Source organism: Methylobacterium sp. BTF04 (assembly GCF_010692745.1).
Lineage (GTDB): Bacteria > Pseudomonadota > Alphaproteobacteria > Rhizobiales > Beijerinckiaceae > Methylobacterium.
The window spans coordinates 1-16,681 of sequence record NZ_JAAHTB010000027.1 but is presented as its reverse complement, the minus strand read 5'-3'; the positions used below and the strand labels follow the sequence as shown (position 1 = coordinate 16,681).

The following is a 16,681-nucleotide window of genomic DNA, read 5'->3' as shown; positions in this document are numbered from 1 at the left end:
CTTGCTCTCTCATTGCGGCTTGACTGATATCGTATGCGATATCAGATTGTTGGGGTGATCGTCGTTGACGTCAATGTGGTGCTGTCTGGGCTTCGATCACGGAATGGAGCACCCCACGTTGTTTTGCGTGGGATGCTGACTGGTCGATATGCGTTCGCGGCGTCGCCTGCGATGGTGCTCGAATATGAGGCTGTCGTGAAGCGGCCGGGTCTGCTCGGGCCGACGCCGTGGATCGAGGCGGGTGGGATCGACACGATCCTCGATGCGCTCTGCGCGACGGCGGTGCCGATTGTGCCATGGTTCCGATTTCGGCCATTCCTCGACGATCCGAAGGACGACCTCTACGTCGAGTGCGCCCTTGCCGCGGAAGCCGCGACCATCGTGACGCATGATCGCCATTTCCGACACCCTGCCGTCGCGGCCTTAGGGCTCCGAGCCGTGACGCCGCAGACGCTGATCGAGACGTGAGAGATTTCGGAGATCCGTCCATGTCGAACTTTGCCCTCCGACTGCCCGACCATGTGATGTCTCAGGCGAAATCCGCTGCCGACGAAGACAACGTGTCCGTCAATCAGTTACTCGTCGCTCTCATCGCCGAGGGCCTCGGGCACCGTCGGGGCTTGCAGGAGCGGGGTTTGCAGGAAAAGGGCTTGCAGGAAAAGGGCTTGCAGGACATGCGGACACGCGCGTCTCGCGCCGATGTCGCTGCCGCCCTGGCGATCCTCGATCACGCGCCGGATGTGCCTGCCGAGCCCGGTGACGCGCTACGGTCCGGTTCGTGACGGCCTCCCGCGAAGCCTTCGTCGTCGACGACATCACCAAGGCTGCCCAGCGCCGGGCGGCCGATCCGCGGGCTTCGGCCTGGGTCTCGGCCAATGCGGGGGCGGGCAAGACCAAGGTGCTCACCGACCGGGTGGTGCGGCTCCTTCTCGACGGGGCGCCGCCTGCGCGCATTCTGTGCCTGACCTTCACGAAGGCGGCGGCCGCCAACATGTCGATCCGGGTGTTCCGGGTGCTCGGCCGCTGGGTGACGCTGGATACCGCCACCCTCACCGCCGAACTTCGCGAACTGACCGGCGTCACGCCTTCGCGAAAAACGCTGCAGGGGGCGCGGCGGCTGTTCGCCCGTGCGGTCGAGACGCCGGGCGGCCTCAAGATCGAGACGCTGCACGCCTTGTGCGAGCGCCTGCTGCACATGTTTCCATTCGAAGCGAACGTGCCGGCACGGTTCGAAGTCCTCGACGACGACACGGCCCAGGCGGCCTTCGGTGCGGCGTTGGACGATGTGTTCGCCAAGGCGATCTCGGGGCGCGACCACGACCTCTCCAACGCCTGGGCGCTGGTCAATGCCGAGGCGACCGGGGACACCCTGCGCAGCGTGATCCGGTCCGCCTTGCGCGCCCGCGGCGTGCTCGCCAACCGCCACGGCCTCGCAGGATCGTTGGCGGCGCTGGCGGACGCACTCGGGGTGAGCGCCGACGATAGCGTGATGGCGGTGGAGGACCGGATCCTCGACGGCGGGCTCGGCGATCTGGCCGACCTCGCGGCCCGCATGCGCACCGGCAAGGCGACCGATGACGGCATCGCCGACAAGCTGATGGAGGTCGCTGCGGCCATCGACCGGGTGCAGGCGCTGGACGCCTACCGCTCCGTCTTCTTCACCGAGAAGGGCACCGCGAAGGCCGATAAAAGTCTCGGCACCAAGGCGATCCCGGAGGACGCTCGGCAAAGCCTTCTGCAGGAGCGCGACCGGCTTGTGCCGCTCTACGATTCACTGCGCGGGGTCCGCGCCCTGGAACGCACCCGCGCCCTGTTTACGCTGGCAGCGGAAATCCATCGCCGGGTGGAGGCGCAGAAGGCGCGCCTCGGCGCCCTCGACTTCGACGACCTGATCCACAAGACCCTCGACCTGCTGGCACGGGTCGATTCCACCTGGGTCCTGTACAAGCTCGACCGCGGCGTCGACCACGTGCTCGTCGACGAGGCGCAGGATACCAACCCGCAGCAATGGGAAATCCTGCGGCGCATCACCGCCGATTTCGCGTCCGGCGAAGGCGCGCGCGACGTCGCGCGCACCCGCTTCGCGGTCGGCGATCCCAAGCAGTCGATCTACAGCTTCCAGGGGGCTGAGCCGCGCGAGTTCGAGACCACGCGGCGGGAATGGCAGGTCGCCGCGTCGGGGGCCGGTCTGGCGTTCGAGGACGTCCACCTCACCCTGTCGTTTCGCTCGGCCAATGCGGTGCTCAGCGCGGTGGACGCCACCTTCGCGATCCCCGAGCATTACGAGGGCCTGTCCTTCGAGGATGCGGCGGTGGGCACCACCCACACCACCGCGCGGGCGACGGCACCGGGTGCGGTCGAACTCTGGGGCATCGCCGAGCCGGCCGAGTCGCCCGAGCCGGATGCCTGGGCCGCCCCTGTAGACGCGCCCGAGACCAATGCGCCCGCCATCGTCACCGCCCGCCGGATCGCGCGGGCGGCACAGACCTGGACCACCGCCGGTGACGAGTCGGGCCGAATCTGGCGTCCGGGGGAAATCCTCATCCTGGTGCGCAAGCGCTCGGCCGCGTTCGAGGAGGTGATCCGCGCGATGAAGGCGCTCGGCGTCCCCGTCGCCGGGCAGGACCGCCTCGATATCGCCGCCCATATCGCGGTTAACGACCTCGTGGCGGCGGGCCGGGCTGGTCTGCTGCCCGCCGACGATCTGACCTTGGCCGGCGCGCTCAAGACGCCGCTGGTCGGCCTCGACGACGACGATCTCGTGCGGATCGCAGCGTTGCGGCCCGAAGCCGAGACCCTGGAGGACGCCCTCGCCCGCCATGCCGCAGCTGGCGATCCGGCCGCGATCCGTGGCTTGGCCGCGCTGACGCTCTGGATCGATCTCGCCCTGCGCGAGGGGCCGTTCGGGTTCTACGCCGCTCTCCTCGGAGCTCATGGCGGGCGCCGCGCGCTGGTCTCTCGCCTCGGCGGCGAGGCGGGAGACGCCATCGACGTCTTCCTGATGACGGCTGCCCAGGCCGAGCAGGCGACCGATGCGCCGTCGCTCGGCGGCTTTCTGGCCCGCTACGATACTGTGCCGGGGCGCGGGGAAGCGGGTCACACGGTCAAGCGCGACCTCGAATCCGGCCGCGACGAGGTCCGGGTAATGACCGTCCATGGCGCCAAGGGTTTGGAGGCGCCCCTCGTGGTGGTGATCGACGGCTGCGAGCCACTTGGGCGCAACGACCCGCCGCTCCTCGCCATGGCGCCGGGCCAGCCGCGGCGCGGTGGAGCCCTAATGCCGCCGGTCTGGTCGAGCGCCAAGGGCTACGACAGCGAGCCGATCGCGCAGGCCCGTGCCACCCTCCAAGCCCGGGCGCGTGAGGAGCACAACCGCCTGCTCTACGTGGCGATGACCCGCGCGGCCGATCGTCTGGTGATCGCGCCCTATCGCGGGCACGAGGTCCAGGCCGAGTCGGCGTGGTGCGAGATGATCCGTCTCGGCCAGGAGCGTCGCTTCGGAGCGGGATCGGCAGTCGAAACGCCTTACGGGCCCGTCACCCTGTGGCGTGACGGGGCACCGCGTGGGGGTGAGTCGGATTCTCGGCCGACGCCAGCGGTCGCGACGCCGCTGCCGCCATGGCTCGAGGCACCGGTGCGTTCGGAGGTCGAGGCCGCACCGCCGGTGAGTCCCTCGGAAGCGCTCGGTGCCGCCGATGCGCGTCGCCAGCCGGGGCGTCGCCAAACGGACAAGGAGGCCCGCAGCCGCGGCACCCTGATCCATTCGCTGGTGGAGCACCTGCCGCGCATCGCGCCCGACCAGCGCGAAGCCGCCGCGGGTGCCTATGTGCGTGCGCGGGCGCCTACTCTCGATCGCGCGAAAAGACACGCCATCGTCACCGCGACCCTGCATCTTCTCGAAGAGCCCGCTCTGGCGCCGCTCTTCGCCCACGAGGCGCGCGCTGAGGTGACCCTGTCCGGTCGGGTTCTGGTGGGGGGACGGGAGCGCCCGGTCTTCGGTCGGGTCGACCGTCTCGCGGTCGCCGACGACGCGGTACTGGTGGCGGATTTCAAGACAGGCCGTCCGCCGGCCGACGATGCGGCGCTGCCCGAGGCGGAGGCAGGCCAGATCGCGCTCTACGCCGCATTGCTCGGACAGATCTATCCGGGGCGGCGCATCGTCCCGATGCTGGTCTGGACGTCGGGCCCGACGATCCGGCGCCTCACCGATGACGAGGTCGCCAGGGCGCTCGACGCCCTCGCGGCACGGGCCGCTTGAGCGAGACGCGCCCGGTCCGAAGACCGGGCGCGTTCAGGCCTACTTGCCGGCGGGCGTCAGTTTCAGGATCTTGCCGTCCGCTCCGTCGGTGACGGCGTAGACTGCGCCGTCGCTTCCGACCTTCACATCGCGGATACGGCTCTCGAGCGGGATGCGTTCTTCGGAAACGACCTTGTCGCCATCGAGCTTGACTGCCACGAGTCCTTCGCTGACGAGGCCGCTGATGAGGAAGGCGTCCTTCCAGGCCGGGAACGCGTCACCGCTGTAGAGCGCCATGGCAGACGGCCCGATTACCGGGTCCCAGTAATAGACCGGCTGTGCGGTGCCGGCCGCCTGGGTCTTGCCTTCGCCGATCTTGCCGCCGTCATATTCGATGCCGTAGCTCACCTCCGGCCAGCCGTAATTGACGCCGGGACGCGGCCGGTTCAGCTCATCGCCACCGCGCGGTCCGTGCTCGGCGGTCCAGAGGCGACCCTGCGCGTCGAGGGCTGCGGCCTGGACGTTGCGGTGACCGTAGGACCAGATTTCGGGCTTGGCCTTCTCGCCGCCGGTAAACGGGTTGTCCTTGGCGGCATTGCCGTCGGTATCGATGCGGAAGACCTTGCCAAGGCCGCTGGTGAGGTCCTGCGCCTGCACGCGCGTCACCTTGTCGGAGCGCTCGCCCACGGTGACGAACAGCTTGCCGTCCGGCGCGAACACGAGCCGCGAGCCGAAATGCTTGTCGCCGTCATAGGTCGGCATCTGGCGGAAGATCACCTTGAACTCGTCGAGGCGGCCGGCCCCCTTCTCCTCGATGAGCTTGGCACGGGCCACCGTGGTGCCGTTGCCCTTCTCACGCGGCTCGGCGTAGCTGAAGAAGATCAGGCGGTCGGCGGCGAAGCTCGGGCTCAGCGCCACGTCGAGGAGGCCGCCCTGGCCCTTGGCATCGACCTTCGGCACGCCGGTGATCGGCGCGCCCACCGTGCCGTCCTTGGCGACGATGCGCATCTTGCCTGCCTTTTCGGTGACGAGCATGCGTCCGTCCGGCAGGAATTCCATTGCCCACGGGCTGTCGAGGCCCTTGGCGACCGTCTCGGTCTTCACCGCTGTTGCCGCGTCTGGCTTCGGCGCGCGCGTCTGGTTCGGCAGAAGCGGCTTGTAGGTCGTGTTGGGAGCGGCCGTCTCGGCCGGACTGTTGCCGGTGGCCGAGCTGACCGGCGCCGCGAAGGCGTCGCCCTCGACACGCGGCTGGCGGGGCTCGGAGGCCGCCGGCTCCTGCGCCTGGACGCCCGATCCGAGGCTGAGGAGGGCCGCGGTTGCGAGCAAGGTCTGGGAGATGCGCTTCACGTCGGGTTTTCCTCCATGCCGGCGTCTGGCCGTATTCACTCCTCTGGCATTTCGCGCGGCGCGCGGCCATTGCGTCGGCGACAGCCGGCGCGGTGAGGGTCAGACGGAGATGGGGCGAGCGGACGGGTTTGGCGAGGGTTGGCCGGGCTCACGGACGGTTCGTACCGCGAGAACTCGCCCACGACGCTGCCGCAACGGTGGACAATCCATGAGTGGAACGAGGGGCTGACCCGTCGCGAAGGCAGGATGCCTTGACCGTTCGCACCCGGGTCGCCAACTCTGCCATCACAGCAGCGGCGGACCTGTCGTCCACCGCCTGCAGAACGTGAAAGGGACAACGATGGCCACGATGAAAGTGACCGATGCCAGTTTCGAGGAGGACGTCCTGAAGTCCGCCGAGCCGGTCGTGGTGGATTTCTGGGCCGAATGGTGCGGTCCCTGCCGGCAGATCGGCCCCGCCCTCGAAGAGATTTCCGCAGACCTTCAGGGTCGCGTCAAGATCGCCAAGGTGAACGTCGACGAGAACCCCGGCATTGCCGCCCAGTATGGCATTCGCTCGATCCCAACGCTGCTGATCTTCAAGGATGGTCAGTTGGCAAGCCAGAAGGTTGGCGCCGCGCCCAAGGGTGATCTCTCGCGCTGGATTCAGGCGAGCGCCTGAGCCCATCGGGAGGCGCGTCGCGACGAAAAAACCCGGCTTTGGAAGCCGGGCTTTTTTCATGTCCGCAGGGTCGGCGACCGCACAAACGAAAAAGCCCGGCCGTGAGGCCGGGCTTCCTGTTTCGAGACCGTAACTGTCGGCTTAGTACGAGCCGAACTTGTAGTTGAGGCCGGCGCGGATGACGGCGAACTCGGTGTCGCTGCCACGGTTCGTGTTGACGCCGGCGGCGTAGGCAGTGCCGGTGCGGAAGGCGAGGCCGGTGCTGTTCGAGTAGGCGAACACGTTGCTGGCGTTCGTGCGGTCGAGATTCACATAAAGGCCTTCGACCTTGAACGTGACGGCCGACGAGCGGAAGAAGTTCAGGAACGAGTCGACGGGCAGGGCGTATTCGATGCCGGCGCCAGCAGCGTAGCCGGTGCGGAAGCTGTCATTGCCACGGAAGCCGCCGAACGAACGATCGGTGCTGCCAGCACCGTAGGCGAAGCCGCCGGTGCCGTAGAACAGGACGCGGTCGAAGGCGTAGCCGATGCGGCCGCGCACGGTGCCGTAATAGTCGAGGCTGGCGAGACCGTTCGGGTTGACGAAGGTCAGGTCAGGGTTCGGGGTGCCGATGAAGCCGGCAACGCGGTTGCGGTTGCGGCCGAAGTCGACGTACTGCGCGTCAGCTTCGATACCGACGACAACGCCCGAGCCCGGAGTGAACTGGTAGTTGTAGCCGATCTGGCCACCGCCAGTGAAGCCTTCCATGGAGTTGTTGTTGCTGAAGATAACAGCGCCGTTACCGCCGACGAGGCCGGGGTTACGGAAGATGCCGGAAGCGCCGGTGGCGACGACAGCCGTCGGGCCGCCATTGTTGCTGCTGGCATCGAAGCCGTAGCCAGCGTTGAAACCGGCGTAGAAGCCGGTCCAGGTGAACACCGGCACCGGCACGAACACCGGCGGAGCCGCGCGGCGCGGAAGGTCGGCGGCGGTAGCGGCAGCGGTCAGTGCGGTGAAGGCGGCGAAAGACGTAAGAAGCTTTTTCATTTTTGATCCCCAGCGAGTTGCCCGATCGCTGAGGAAATTACTCGACTTCGTACGGCCAAGATGTAGCGCAGAGGCCACACCGCTCCGCGGATGCAGCCGCACGTGGCACGCCGCCCTAACCAAGAGGGGAATTGCGGGGATTTTTAGACCGGCGGCGTTCCGTTGGCGGTGAGGACCGCCCCCGCGAGGTAGAGCGATCCGCAGATCAGGATGCGCGGCGGTTTCTCGAAGGCGATGTCGGGCAGGCCCTCCAGTGCGGCCTCTATACCCGTGGCGATATGGGCGCTGAGGCCGACTTCGGCGGCGATCTGCGCCACCTCTTCGGCCGGCCGCGCGGCCATCTGACCGGGAATTGGGACCGCAATGAGCGCGCGCGCGAGACCGACGAAGTTGTGCAGGAAGCCTTCCGCATCCTTGGTTCCGAGCAGGCCGACGATGAGCACCAGCGGCACGTCGCTGCGCTCGCCGAGATCCGCCATCGCGGCGGCGAGGATGCGCCCGCCATCGATGTTGTGCCCGCCATCGAGCCAGAGTTCGGCGCCGGCCGGCACGAGTTCCGAGAGGCGGCCGCGGTTGAGCCGCTGCAGGCGTCCCGGCCAATCGACGGTGTTGAGGCCGGTCTCGATGGCGGCGATCCCGATATCGCCGAAGCCCGCCGCCCGCAGGGCCGCGATGGCGGTGCCGGCGTTGGTGAGCTGGTGGCGCCCGTTGAGCCGGGGCAGGGGGAGGTCGAACAGGTCGGTCTCGTCCTGGTAGACGAGGCGCCCGCGCTCTGCGTGAACCGAAAAGTCCTGCTTTCCGACGCGGATCGGGTTGGCGCCCACCGAATCGGCAAGGCGGCATAGGACCGAATCGGCTTCGGCATAATCCTGCGCGGCGATCACCGCCGGGCAGCCCTTCTTGAAAATGCCGGCCTTCTCGGTGGCGACGGCCTCGACCGTGTCGCCGAGATACTCGGCATGGTCGCGGCCGATGGGCGTGACCACGGCGGCGGCCGGCTTGTCGATGACGTTGGTGGCGTCGACCCGGCCGCCGAGGCCGACTTCGAGCAGCAGCACGTCGGCGGGCGACTCGGAGAACAGCAGCAGGGCGGCCGCTGTGGTGATCTCGAATACGGTGATCGGTTCACCCTCGTTGACGGCCTCGCACCGGGCCAGCGCGTCGGCGAGCTGGTCCTCGGGCACGAAGTGTCCGCCGCCGATGGCGCCGATGCGGATGCGCTCGTGGAAGCGCACGAGGTGGGGCGAGGTGTAGACGTGCGCGGCGAGGCCCCCGGCTTCGAGGATCGCCCGCATGAAGGCGATGGTCGAGCCCTTGCCGTTGGTTCCGGCGACATGGATCACCGGCGGTAGCTTTCGCTCCGGGTGGCCGAGACGCGCCAGTAGGCGCTCGATGCGGCCCAGGGACAGGTCGATGGTCCGCGGGTGCAGGGCGAGGAAGCGCGCCATCAGCGCGTCGGAGGAATCCATGGGCGGGAATCGTCGCTCGTGGGGCTCAGGCCGGCTCGGCCACGGTGTCTTTGCGGGGGAGAGAGGCGTGTGCGGGCTGGTTCATCAGGAGACCGCACAGGCGCGCGATGGTGTCCTTCAACGCGTGCCGGTGGACCACCTGATCGACCATGCCGTGCTCGCGCAGGTATTCCGCCCGCTGGAAGCCGTCGGGAAGCTTTTCGCGGATGGTCTGTTCGATCACGCGTGGGCCGGCAAAGCAGATCAGGGCTCCGGGCTCGGCCAGATGCACGTCGCCGAGCATCGCATAGGATGCTGTGACGCCGCCGGTGGTCGGGTTGGTCAGCACCACGATGTAGGGCAGCTTGGCGGCCCGGAGGCGGCGCACCGCCACCGTGGTGCGCGGCATCTGCATCAGGGAGAGGATGCCCTCCTGCATCCGGGCGCCGCCGGAGGCCGAGAACAGAACATAGGGCGTGCGCTTGTCCAGCGCCGTCTCGGCACCGCGCACGAACGCCTCGCCGGCGGCCATGCCGAGCGAGCCGGCCATGAAGGCGAAATCCTGCACGGCCAGCGTCATCGGCAGGCTGCCGACGCGGCCGAAACCGATCTTGAAGGCGTCGGGCATGCCAGTCTTGGCACGCGCGTCCTTGAGCCGATCGATATAGCGCTTCTCGTCGCGGAACTTCAGCGGATCGGTGGCGGCCTCGGGCAACGGAACGTCGATCCAGGTGCCCTCGTCGAACATCATCTTGAGGCGCGCCTGGGCGCTCATCTTGAGGTGATGTTCGGAGCCGGGAATGACCCAGTGATTGCCCTCCACCTCCTTGTGGAACACCATCTGGCCGGTATCCGGGCACTTGACCCAGAGGTTCTCCGGGGTCTCACGCTTGAACAGGGTCTTGATCTTGGGGCGCACGACCTCCGAGATCCAGTTCATCGGTTCAACCATCATCGCGATGACGTCCTTGTCCGCGGGCTCGTGGTGTTGGGCGCAAGTTTTCGCAACAAAGCCGACGCTCCAAGGATCAGGCGCGCGCCGCGCCGCGCACGCCTTCGGCGAGTTCGCGCACCAAGGCGCTCACCGCTTCGACGGTCCCGTCTTGCGCCCGCGACTCTGCATCGAGCGAGCCGCGCAACGCATCGACCAGCGCCGAGCCGACGACGACGCCATCGGCACCCTTCGCGATCGCCGCGGCATCCGCCCCGGTCCGCACGCCGAAGCCGACGACGATGGGCAGGTCGGTATGGCGCCGGATGCGCGCGACGGCGTCCGCCACCTTGCCGAAATCCGGCGTCGCCGTTCCGGTGATGCCGGTGATCGATACGTAATAGACGAAACCGGCCGTGTTCGCGAGAACGGCCGGAAGTCGCTTCTCGTCGGTGGTCGGGGTGGCGAGGCGGATGAAGGCGAGGCCCTTGTCGAGGGCCGGCAGACAGAGTTCGTCGTCCTCCTCCGGCGGCAGGTCGACGACGATCAGCCCATCGATGCCCGCCGCCACCGCGTCCGCGAGAAAGCGGGGTACGCCGTAGGTGTGAATCGGGTTGAAGTACCCCATCAGGATCACCGGCGTGTCGGCGTTGCTCTCCCGGAACCGGCGCACCAGCTCCAGGGTCTTGACCACGCCCTGGCCACCCTTGAGGGCCCGCAGGCCGGCGGCCTGGATCGCCGGGCCGTCGGCCATCGGATCGGTAAAGGGCAAGCCGAATTCGACGATATCGGCGCCGGCAGCCGGCAGGGCCTCCAGGACCTTCAGAGAGGTCTCGGGATCGGGGTCGCCCGCCATCACGTAGGTGACCAGGGCAGCGCGCCCCTCGGCGCGGCAGCGGGCGAAGGTGGCGGCGATGCGCGTCTGGCCCGGATTGGCGGAACTCGGGAAAGAAGTACCGGTAGCGGTCATGGCGCCTTCGTCTCGCGGCCGTCCGGGCCGGTCTTCCGGCTCGGGATCGAGCCGCCGCGCCTACACCATCGCGGCCGGCCCGTGAAGCACGGTGCCGTCCAAGGCCTATGTCGTCAAACCGCGGGCATTTCGCAAGGAACGCTTAAGCGCCTTTGGAAAGCCGGCCTTCAGTCCCGGCGCGGCATCGTCCCTGGAACGGCCCGGGGCCGGGTTCGGGACTCAACGCAATCATGGTCATGCAGGGCGCCGCACTCGTCCTCTCTCTCTTCGCCTGCGTCCTTGCGCTCGCGGTCTTCGTCCGCCGCGGCCGCGCGCCGGTGGCCGAGGCGGCGGAACTCGAACATCTCCAGGACCGGATCTGGCGCTTGTCCGAGAGCGAGGAGCGCTATCGCGCGCTGGTGGAAGCGACCACGGAGGTCATCGTCCAACGTGACGCACATGGGCGGATCACCTTCGCCAACGCGGGTTTCGGACGCCTCGTCGGAGCCGAGCCGCTGACGCTCATCGGATCGACACGGCAGGTGGTCGAGCTTGAGCGGGGCGTTCCGCAGAGCCGCCCGGACGGCGTCCGCCGGATCGAGATGCGGTTGCAGCCGGCCGAGGGCCCACCGCGCTGGTTCTCCTTCATCGAGATGCCGGTGAATGGCGGCGACCAGACCCATTGGCTACGCGCCGGCTACGACATCACCGAGCGGGTCGAAGCCGCCCGCTCCCTCGACGAGGCCCTGAGCCGGGCCGAGGCCGCCAACGTGGCCAAGTCCCGCTTCCTCGCCACCGTCAGCCACGAATTCCGCACGCCGCTCAACGGCATCCTCGGCATGGCCGACCTCGTCCTCGACACCGGCCTCGATGCCGAGCAGCGAACCTATGTCGAGGCGGTGCGCACCTCCGGCAAGGCGCTGCTCACGCTCATCGACGGCATCCTCGATTTCTCCCGCATCGAGGCGGGGCGCCTCGACCTCGCGGCCGAGCCCTTCGATCTCGCGGGGATCGCCGAGGGCGTCGTCGAGTTGCTGGCGCCGCGTGCGCAGGACAAGGGCATCGAGATCGCCCTCGACATCGCCGACGACATTCCGCGGTCGGTGATCGGCGATGCCGACCGGGTGCGACAGATTCTCGTCAACCTCGCGGGTAATGCGATCAAGTTCACATCCGAAGGCGGGGTGGGGGTCGAGGTCCGGCGCGACGGCGACGCCATCGTCCTGTCGATCTCCGATACCGGTCCGGGCATTCCCGAGGCGCGGATCCCGATCCTGTTCGAGGAATTCGAGCAGGGCGACGGCAGTGCCAGCCGGCGTCACGAGGGAACCGGTCTCGGCCTCGCCATCACCCGGCGTCTCGTCACCCGGATGGGTGGGCGGATCGAGGCGACCTCCCAGGTCGGGCGCGGCAGCACCTTCATGGTCTCCCTGCCGCTGACGACCGCGGACGCGACGACCTCGCCGTCAGCATCGCTCAGTGGACGCCAGGTCATGATCGTGGCCGCCTCCCCGTTCCAGGCTCCCTACCTCGCCCGCCGACTCGCGCGCTCCGGCGCTTCGGCCCTGGTGGTCCCCACGGTCGAGGCCGGCCTCGACACGCTCGCGGGCATCCCCTTCGATGCGATCATCGTCGACCGCGCTTTGGGGGACGTCGCCGTCCGGAGTCTTGCCGTCGAGGCCAAACGCTGCGGCGTGCGTTGCAGCCTCGTCCTGCTGTCTCCGTTCGATCGGCGTGAATTCGGAGCGCCGGGTGCCGCAGGCTTCGACAGCTACCTCGTCAAGCCCGTGCGGACCCGCTCGCTGTTCGATCGCCTGCTCGAACCCGCGCGCGCCGCCGAGCCCCACCCCGAGATCGCAGCAAGGACCGCCGAATTCCCGCTCGCCGACCCGGTGGGCACGGAATCGACGGCCGGAGTGCCGTCGAATTCCGGCACGCGGGTGCTCCTGGCCGAGGACAACCCGATCAACGCGCTTCTCGCGACCAAGGCCCTGGAGCGCATCGGCGCCACCGTGATGCATGCCCGCGATGGCTTGGAGGCGCTTGCCCTGCTGGCCGAATCGGTGCGGACCGGCGAGGCGTTCGACCTCGCGCTGATCGATATTCGGATGCCCGGCCTCGACGGTCTCGAGACTGCCCGCCGCATCCGGATCGTCGAAGCCGCCGCCGGCGTGCGACCCCTGCATCTCGTGGCGCTCACCGCAAATGCCGGCCGGGACGATGAGCGTGCCGCCCGCGAGGCCGGCTTCGACGGCTTCCTCGCCAAGCCGCTCAACCTGCGCGCATTGCCGGCTCTCATGGACCGGCACGCTCAGGCGGCCTGAGGTCTCCGATCGATCGGGTTTAGCGCTGAGACGAGAGCTCACGTTGACAGGATCGCGCACGCACGCGAACACGGCGCCATGGTCGATCCTGCAAAGCCAGACATGTCTCACCCGGCATCCGTCTCGAATGGTCGCGACGGGCTCGTCGCCGGTGCCATCGCGGCGCTCGTGGTCGTGACCGTGCTGATCGGGGGACTGGCTCCGGGGGCTCCGGCCCACCGTGCCGCCGTGCTGCCGAGCGAGGATGCGGCGTGCGCCGAGTGGAGCGATGGCTGCCGGGTGTGTCAGCGGTCCGACGCGGGGGTGGCGTGCTCGCTGCCGGGCATCGCCTGTGTGCCCGCCGCGCCCCGATGCGCGCGCCGGGTCGGAGGCTGATCCGCCGGGGAGGGCTGCATGACCCGTCCGGTCTTCCGGTTCGCTCCGAGTCCCAACGGCCGGCTTCACCTCGGCCACGCCGCGTCGGCCCTTCTCAATGCCGATCTCGCGCACCGGATGAGCGGTCGCCTGCTGCTGCGCATGGAGGATATCGACCCGGGCCGTTCACGTCCGGAGCTCGCGGCCGCCATCTGCGACGACCTCGCCTGGCTCGGCCTGCGTTTCGATGGCGCGGTCCGATACCAGTCCGAGCATCTCGGGACCTATCGTGCGCAGGTGATGGAATTCGCTGCGCGTGGCCTCGCCTATCCGTGCTTCTGCTCCCGCAGTGTCATCGCAGCCGCGGTAGGGGCCGAGGCCGCAGCAACCCGGCAGGCCATCCCGCGCGATCCCGACGGCGCGCCGTTTTACCCCGGCACCTGCCGACACCTGTCCGATCGCGACGTTTCCGCCCGGCTTGCCGCCGGTCAACCGCATACGTGGCGCCTGGACATGGGGCGGGCCATGGCAACGGCCCCAGGACCGCATCATGTCGTCACCGTCGAGGCTTCACCGGACGCGGCGGTCGGAGTCGATGTGTACCCTCTCCCGAAGGCGGTGGGGCAGGGAGAGGCGGCCGATCCCGCGCGTTGGGGCGATGCGGTGATCGCCCGGCGCGATGTCCCCACGAGCTACCACCTCGCCGTGGTGATGGACGATGCGGCCCAGGGGATCACCCATGTGGTACGCGGCGCCGACCTTCGCGCCGCCACCGATCTCCACGTTCTGCTGCAGGCGCTGATCGCGGCGCCGTCACCGCGCTATCATCACCATCCGCTCATCCGCGATGCCCACGGCGACAAGCTCGCCAAGTCGCGCGGCTCGCCAGCGCTGGCCGACCTGCGGGCCGCGGGCATCACCCCCGAGGCGATCCGCCGGGAGCTCGGCTTCCGTGATGTCGGGTTCGGTGCGTGAGGGGAGGGGAGGGGAGGGGGCGTAAGGGGAGGAGGTTTGCGACACGGCCCGCGCCGCCTCAGCGTACGGCGTCGCGCTGGGCCATCGTGGTGGCGTTGCGGGATTTCTGCATCGTCCCGTCGATCTGCTCGCGCTGGCGGTTGAATTCGGCGAGCATGCGGCCGTCGAGCTCGCGACCGCGCGGGACGCGAATCTTCATCGGGTCGACGAAATGCCCGTTGATGATGACCTCGTAATGCAGGTGCGCGCCGGTGGAGAGGCCCGTCGAGCCGACATAGCCGATGACCTGGCCCTGGCGCACGCGGGCGCCGGCGGTGACGCCGCGCCCGAATCCCGACATGTGGTTGTAGGTGGTGACGTAGCCGTTGATGTGCTGAAGCTCGATCCGCCGGCCGTAGCCCGATGACCATTCCGCCTTGATCACGGTGCCGTTGCCTGCGGCCATGATCGGCGTGCCGATCGGGTTGGACCAGTCGACGCCGGTATGGAGCTTGGCGTAGCCGAGGACCGGGTGGCGCCGATAGCCGAAGCCCGAGCGCATGATGCCGTCGGCGATGGGCTTGCGCATCAGGAACTTCTTCAGCGAGCGGCCCTGCTCGTCGAGGTAGTCGATAGTGCCGTCGTCGGGGGATTGGAACCGGTAGACCTTGCGCGCCTCGCCTCCGAGAGTCAGCGAGGCATAGAGCAACTCGGGACGCTCGGCGGCGCTCTGACCGGAATCCTCGTCGAAGGTGTAGAAGACGTCGAGGCTGTCGCCGGCCGAGATGCGGCGCTGGAAGTCGACGTCGTAGCCGAAGATCCGCACCAGATCCTCCACCGTGGTGCGCGGCAGGTCGTGCCGGGCCGCCGTCTCGTAGAGGCTCTGATACAGGCGCGGGCCCGAGCCGCCATCGTCCTCGCCGTCCTCGGAATTCTCCGCCGCCACCGGCGCTTTTCGCGAGGGCGCATCTTCGGTCGGAGGTGCCACCGAGACGAAGGCGCCACGATCGTTGATCGCCGCGATCCCCTCGATGCCGGTCTCGCCATAGAGGATCACGCGGGTCACCTGACGTGGGTCGCCGGGCCGCGGGCCGGGCGCGAGCTGGAGCCGGAATTGCTGTCCCTCGCCGAGTTCTCCGATGCGTGCCTTCCCGCCCAGTGCGGCGACGATGCCGCGCACTTGCTCGTCGGTGGCACGGCCGGTGCTCTTCAGAACGGTCTCCAGCGTCTCGCCGCGCTTGAGCGCGAGATCGCGGTCCTCGACCAGAGGTGCCCCGCCCGCGGGAACGCCGGCCTTGGCGAGCTTCGTCACGTTTTCGGGCACCACGAGGACGTCGATGGATTTGAAGGGGGAATTGTCGCCCATGGCCTTCGACGACTCGTCGAGATCGGGATTGGCGAGGCCCTGCTGCAGGGTGCGCGACAGCATGATTTGCGGGGCGATGGGGAGGGCGGTGCGCCGGCCCGCTTCCGCCGTCATGCGGCGCTCCTCCTCGATCTGCGCGGCCATGTCCTCGTCGGTGAGGGCAGGGGCGCCCGGCTCGACCTCGAGACCGGCCAGATCGCGCTTGACCACCGAGACCTCGGCACCGGGGCCTTCTCCGAGGCCCGGGTCCGGCGCCCGCTCGGCCGGTTCGTTCGAGGCGAACTTCATCGGGTCGAAGCGCGGCATTTCGGGGGCGAACACGCCCGTGGTCATGGACAAGGCGGTGGAGATTCGCACGAAGGGACGAACCTTGATGATCTCGCGATCGGCCAGGCGCACGGTGACGGGGGACCGAAAACTCTGCTTGGCCGAGGCGATCATCAGGTTGCGGACGAGGCGGTCGCCCTTGCGGGCGAGGTTCGCCACGCCGTCGCTCAACGCCGGCCGTACCACCACCGAGGCCCGTTCGGGGATCGCCGCGAACGAGACGTCACTCTGGAGGGAGACATGGAGGGCCGCCCCGATCAGGCCGGCCCCGGTGAGCCCGGTGAGCGCACTGGCACACAGCCAGCGCAGATTGACCTCACGCCGATCGATCCGCGTCGCGTCGGGCCCGAGCAGATCGAGGGCCGGCTCGATGCCGTTGTGGAATCGTGGCGCCGCACGCTGATCCTGCGAGCCGCCGGGAGTGCCGATCTTGAGACGGCCGCGCTTCACGAAAAGTCCTCGAATTCGAGCGCGCACGACCGCTTGAAGGGTGGCTGGGGCGCGATCGGTCCATAGCGATAGCGGAAATCCGCACGAAGCGGATCGCGCGACGATGTCGAAGGGCAGCATGTCGAGATTGAGGCGCTGTGCCAATCGGGAACAGGATACCGTGTCACGAGCCGGGGAGGGGGCCTGTTTCGGGCACTTTCCGGCAAAGCGCGGTGGTGGCGCGTTTTATCGGTTGACGGTGTGGGTAGCCGTCTCTAGAAGCCTGTTCATCGGCGGCGGCGAGCGGGACCTTCGGGTTTCGGGGTTG

Annotated in this window: 14 protein-coding genes; 8 read left to right on the top strand and 6 right to left on the bottom strand. The window is 68.5% G+C overall.

Annotated elements, in window-relative coordinates:
• The first annotated feature begins 54 nt into the window (after positions 1 to 54).
• Genes G3T14_RS15825 through addA form a run of 3 tightly spaced genes read left to right on the top strand, consistent with a single transcriptional unit; the run spans position 55 to position 4,258 of the window.
• Positions 55 to 468, top strand: coding sequence for a PIN domain-containing protein (locus G3T14_RS15825; RefSeq protein ID WP_163643504.1), 414 nt, complete (start codon positions 55 to 57; stop codon positions 466 to 468).
• Positions 469 to 524: 56 nt separating this feature from the next.
• Positions 525 to 782: a hypothetical protein gene (locus G3T14_RS15820; protein WP_246733372.1), complete on the top strand. Its 258-nt coding sequence runs from the start codon at positions 525 to 527 to the stop codon at positions 780 to 782.
• Complete coding sequence (gene addA, locus G3T14_RS15815; protein ID WP_163643502.1) at positions 779 to 4,258, top strand: double-strand break repair helicase AddA; 3,480 nt, start codon at positions 779 to 781, stop codon at positions 4,256 to 4,258. Before G3T14_RS15820 ends, addA begins: the two co-directional genes overlap by 4 nt.
• 39 nt (positions 4,259 to 4,297) lie before the next feature.
• Here addA and G3T14_RS15810 read toward each other — a convergent pair whose 3' ends face one another.
• Positions 4,298 to 5,584 carry a PQQ-dependent sugar dehydrogenase gene (locus G3T14_RS15810; protein ID WP_163643501.1) on the bottom strand — a complete coding sequence of 429 codons (1,287 nt, stop codon included), beginning with the start codon at positions 5,582 to 5,584 and terminating at the stop codon, positions 4,298 to 4,300.
• A gap of 340 nt (positions 5,585 to 5,924) precedes the next feature.
• Between G3T14_RS15810 and trxA the strand changes: the two genes are divergently transcribed.
• Positions 5,925 to 6,245 (top strand): thioredoxin, encoded by a 321-nt coding sequence (gene trxA, locus G3T14_RS15805; protein WP_163643500.1) that lies wholly within the window; start codon positions 5,925 to 5,927, stop codon positions 6,243 to 6,245.
• 141 nt (positions 6,246 to 6,386) lie between these two features.
• Here the strand turns inward: trxA and G3T14_RS15800 are convergent, their stop codons facing one another.
• The 4 genes from G3T14_RS15800 to trpA all read right to left on the bottom strand — a co-directional run bounded on the left by G3T14_RS15800 (position 6,387) and on the right by trpA (position 10,620).
• Positions 6,387 to 7,271 carry a porin family protein gene (locus tag G3T14_RS15800; protein ID WP_163643499.1) on the bottom strand — a complete coding sequence of 295 codons (885 nt, stop codon included), beginning with the start codon at positions 7,269 to 7,271 and terminating at the stop codon, positions 6,387 to 6,389.
• 143 nt (positions 7,272 to 7,414) lie between these two features.
• Positions 7,415 to 8,740, bottom strand: a complete 1,326-nt coding sequence (locus G3T14_RS15795; RefSeq protein ID WP_163643498.1) for a folylpolyglutamate synthase/dihydrofolate synthase family protein — start codon at positions 8,738 to 8,740, stop codon at positions 7,415 to 7,417.
• 25 nt (positions 8,741 to 8,765) lie between these two features.
• Positions 8,766 to 9,671, bottom strand: coding sequence for an acetyl-CoA carboxylase, carboxyltransferase subunit beta (gene accD, locus G3T14_RS15790; RefSeq protein ID WP_163643538.1), 906 nt, complete (start codon positions 9,669 to 9,671; stop codon positions 8,766 to 8,768).
• A gap of 76 nt (positions 9,672 to 9,747) precedes the next feature.
• Positions 9,748 to 10,620: a tryptophan synthase subunit alpha gene (trpA, locus tag G3T14_RS15785; protein ID WP_163643497.1), complete on the bottom strand. Its 873-nt coding sequence runs from the start codon at positions 10,618 to 10,620 to the stop codon at positions 9,748 to 9,750.
• A gap of 230 nt (positions 10,621 to 10,850) precedes the next feature.
• Between trpA and G3T14_RS15780 the strand changes: the two genes are divergently transcribed.
• From G3T14_RS15780 to gluQRS, 3 genes are all read left to right on the top strand, one after another.
• Positions 10,851 to 12,923, top strand: a complete 2,073-nt coding sequence (locus G3T14_RS15780; RefSeq protein ID WP_163643496.1) for an ATP-binding protein — start codon at positions 10,851 to 10,853, stop codon at positions 12,921 to 12,923.
• A gap of 102 nt (positions 12,924 to 13,025) precedes the next feature.
• On the top strand, positions 13,026 to 13,298 hold the full coding sequence (locus G3T14_RS15775) for a hypothetical protein (RefSeq protein WP_163643495.1): 273 nt from the start codon (positions 13,026 to 13,028) through the stop codon (positions 13,296 to 13,298).
• Between the two features lie 18 nt (positions 13,299 to 13,316).
• A complete protein-coding gene (gene gluQRS, locus G3T14_RS15770) occupies positions 13,317 to 14,252 on the top strand; it encodes a tRNA glutamyl-Q(34) synthetase GluQRS (protein WP_163643494.1) in 936 nt (311 codons plus the stop codon).
• 58 nt (positions 14,253 to 14,310) lie between these two features.
• On the opposite strand, the gene G3T14_RS15765 is transcribed toward gluQRS, so the two are convergent.
• Entirely contained in the window at positions 14,311 to 16,353 is a 2,043-nt protein-coding gene (locus G3T14_RS15765) for a M23 family metallopeptidase (protein ID WP_348645285.1), read from the bottom strand.
• Between the two features lie 124 nt (positions 16,354 to 16,477).
• Between G3T14_RS15765 and G3T14_RS24740 the strand changes: the two genes are divergently transcribed.
• Positions 16,478 to 16,681, top strand: a 204-nt coding sequence (locus G3T14_RS24740) for a hypothetical protein (RefSeq protein WP_204262894.1), incomplete at its 3' end; no start/stop codon positions are given.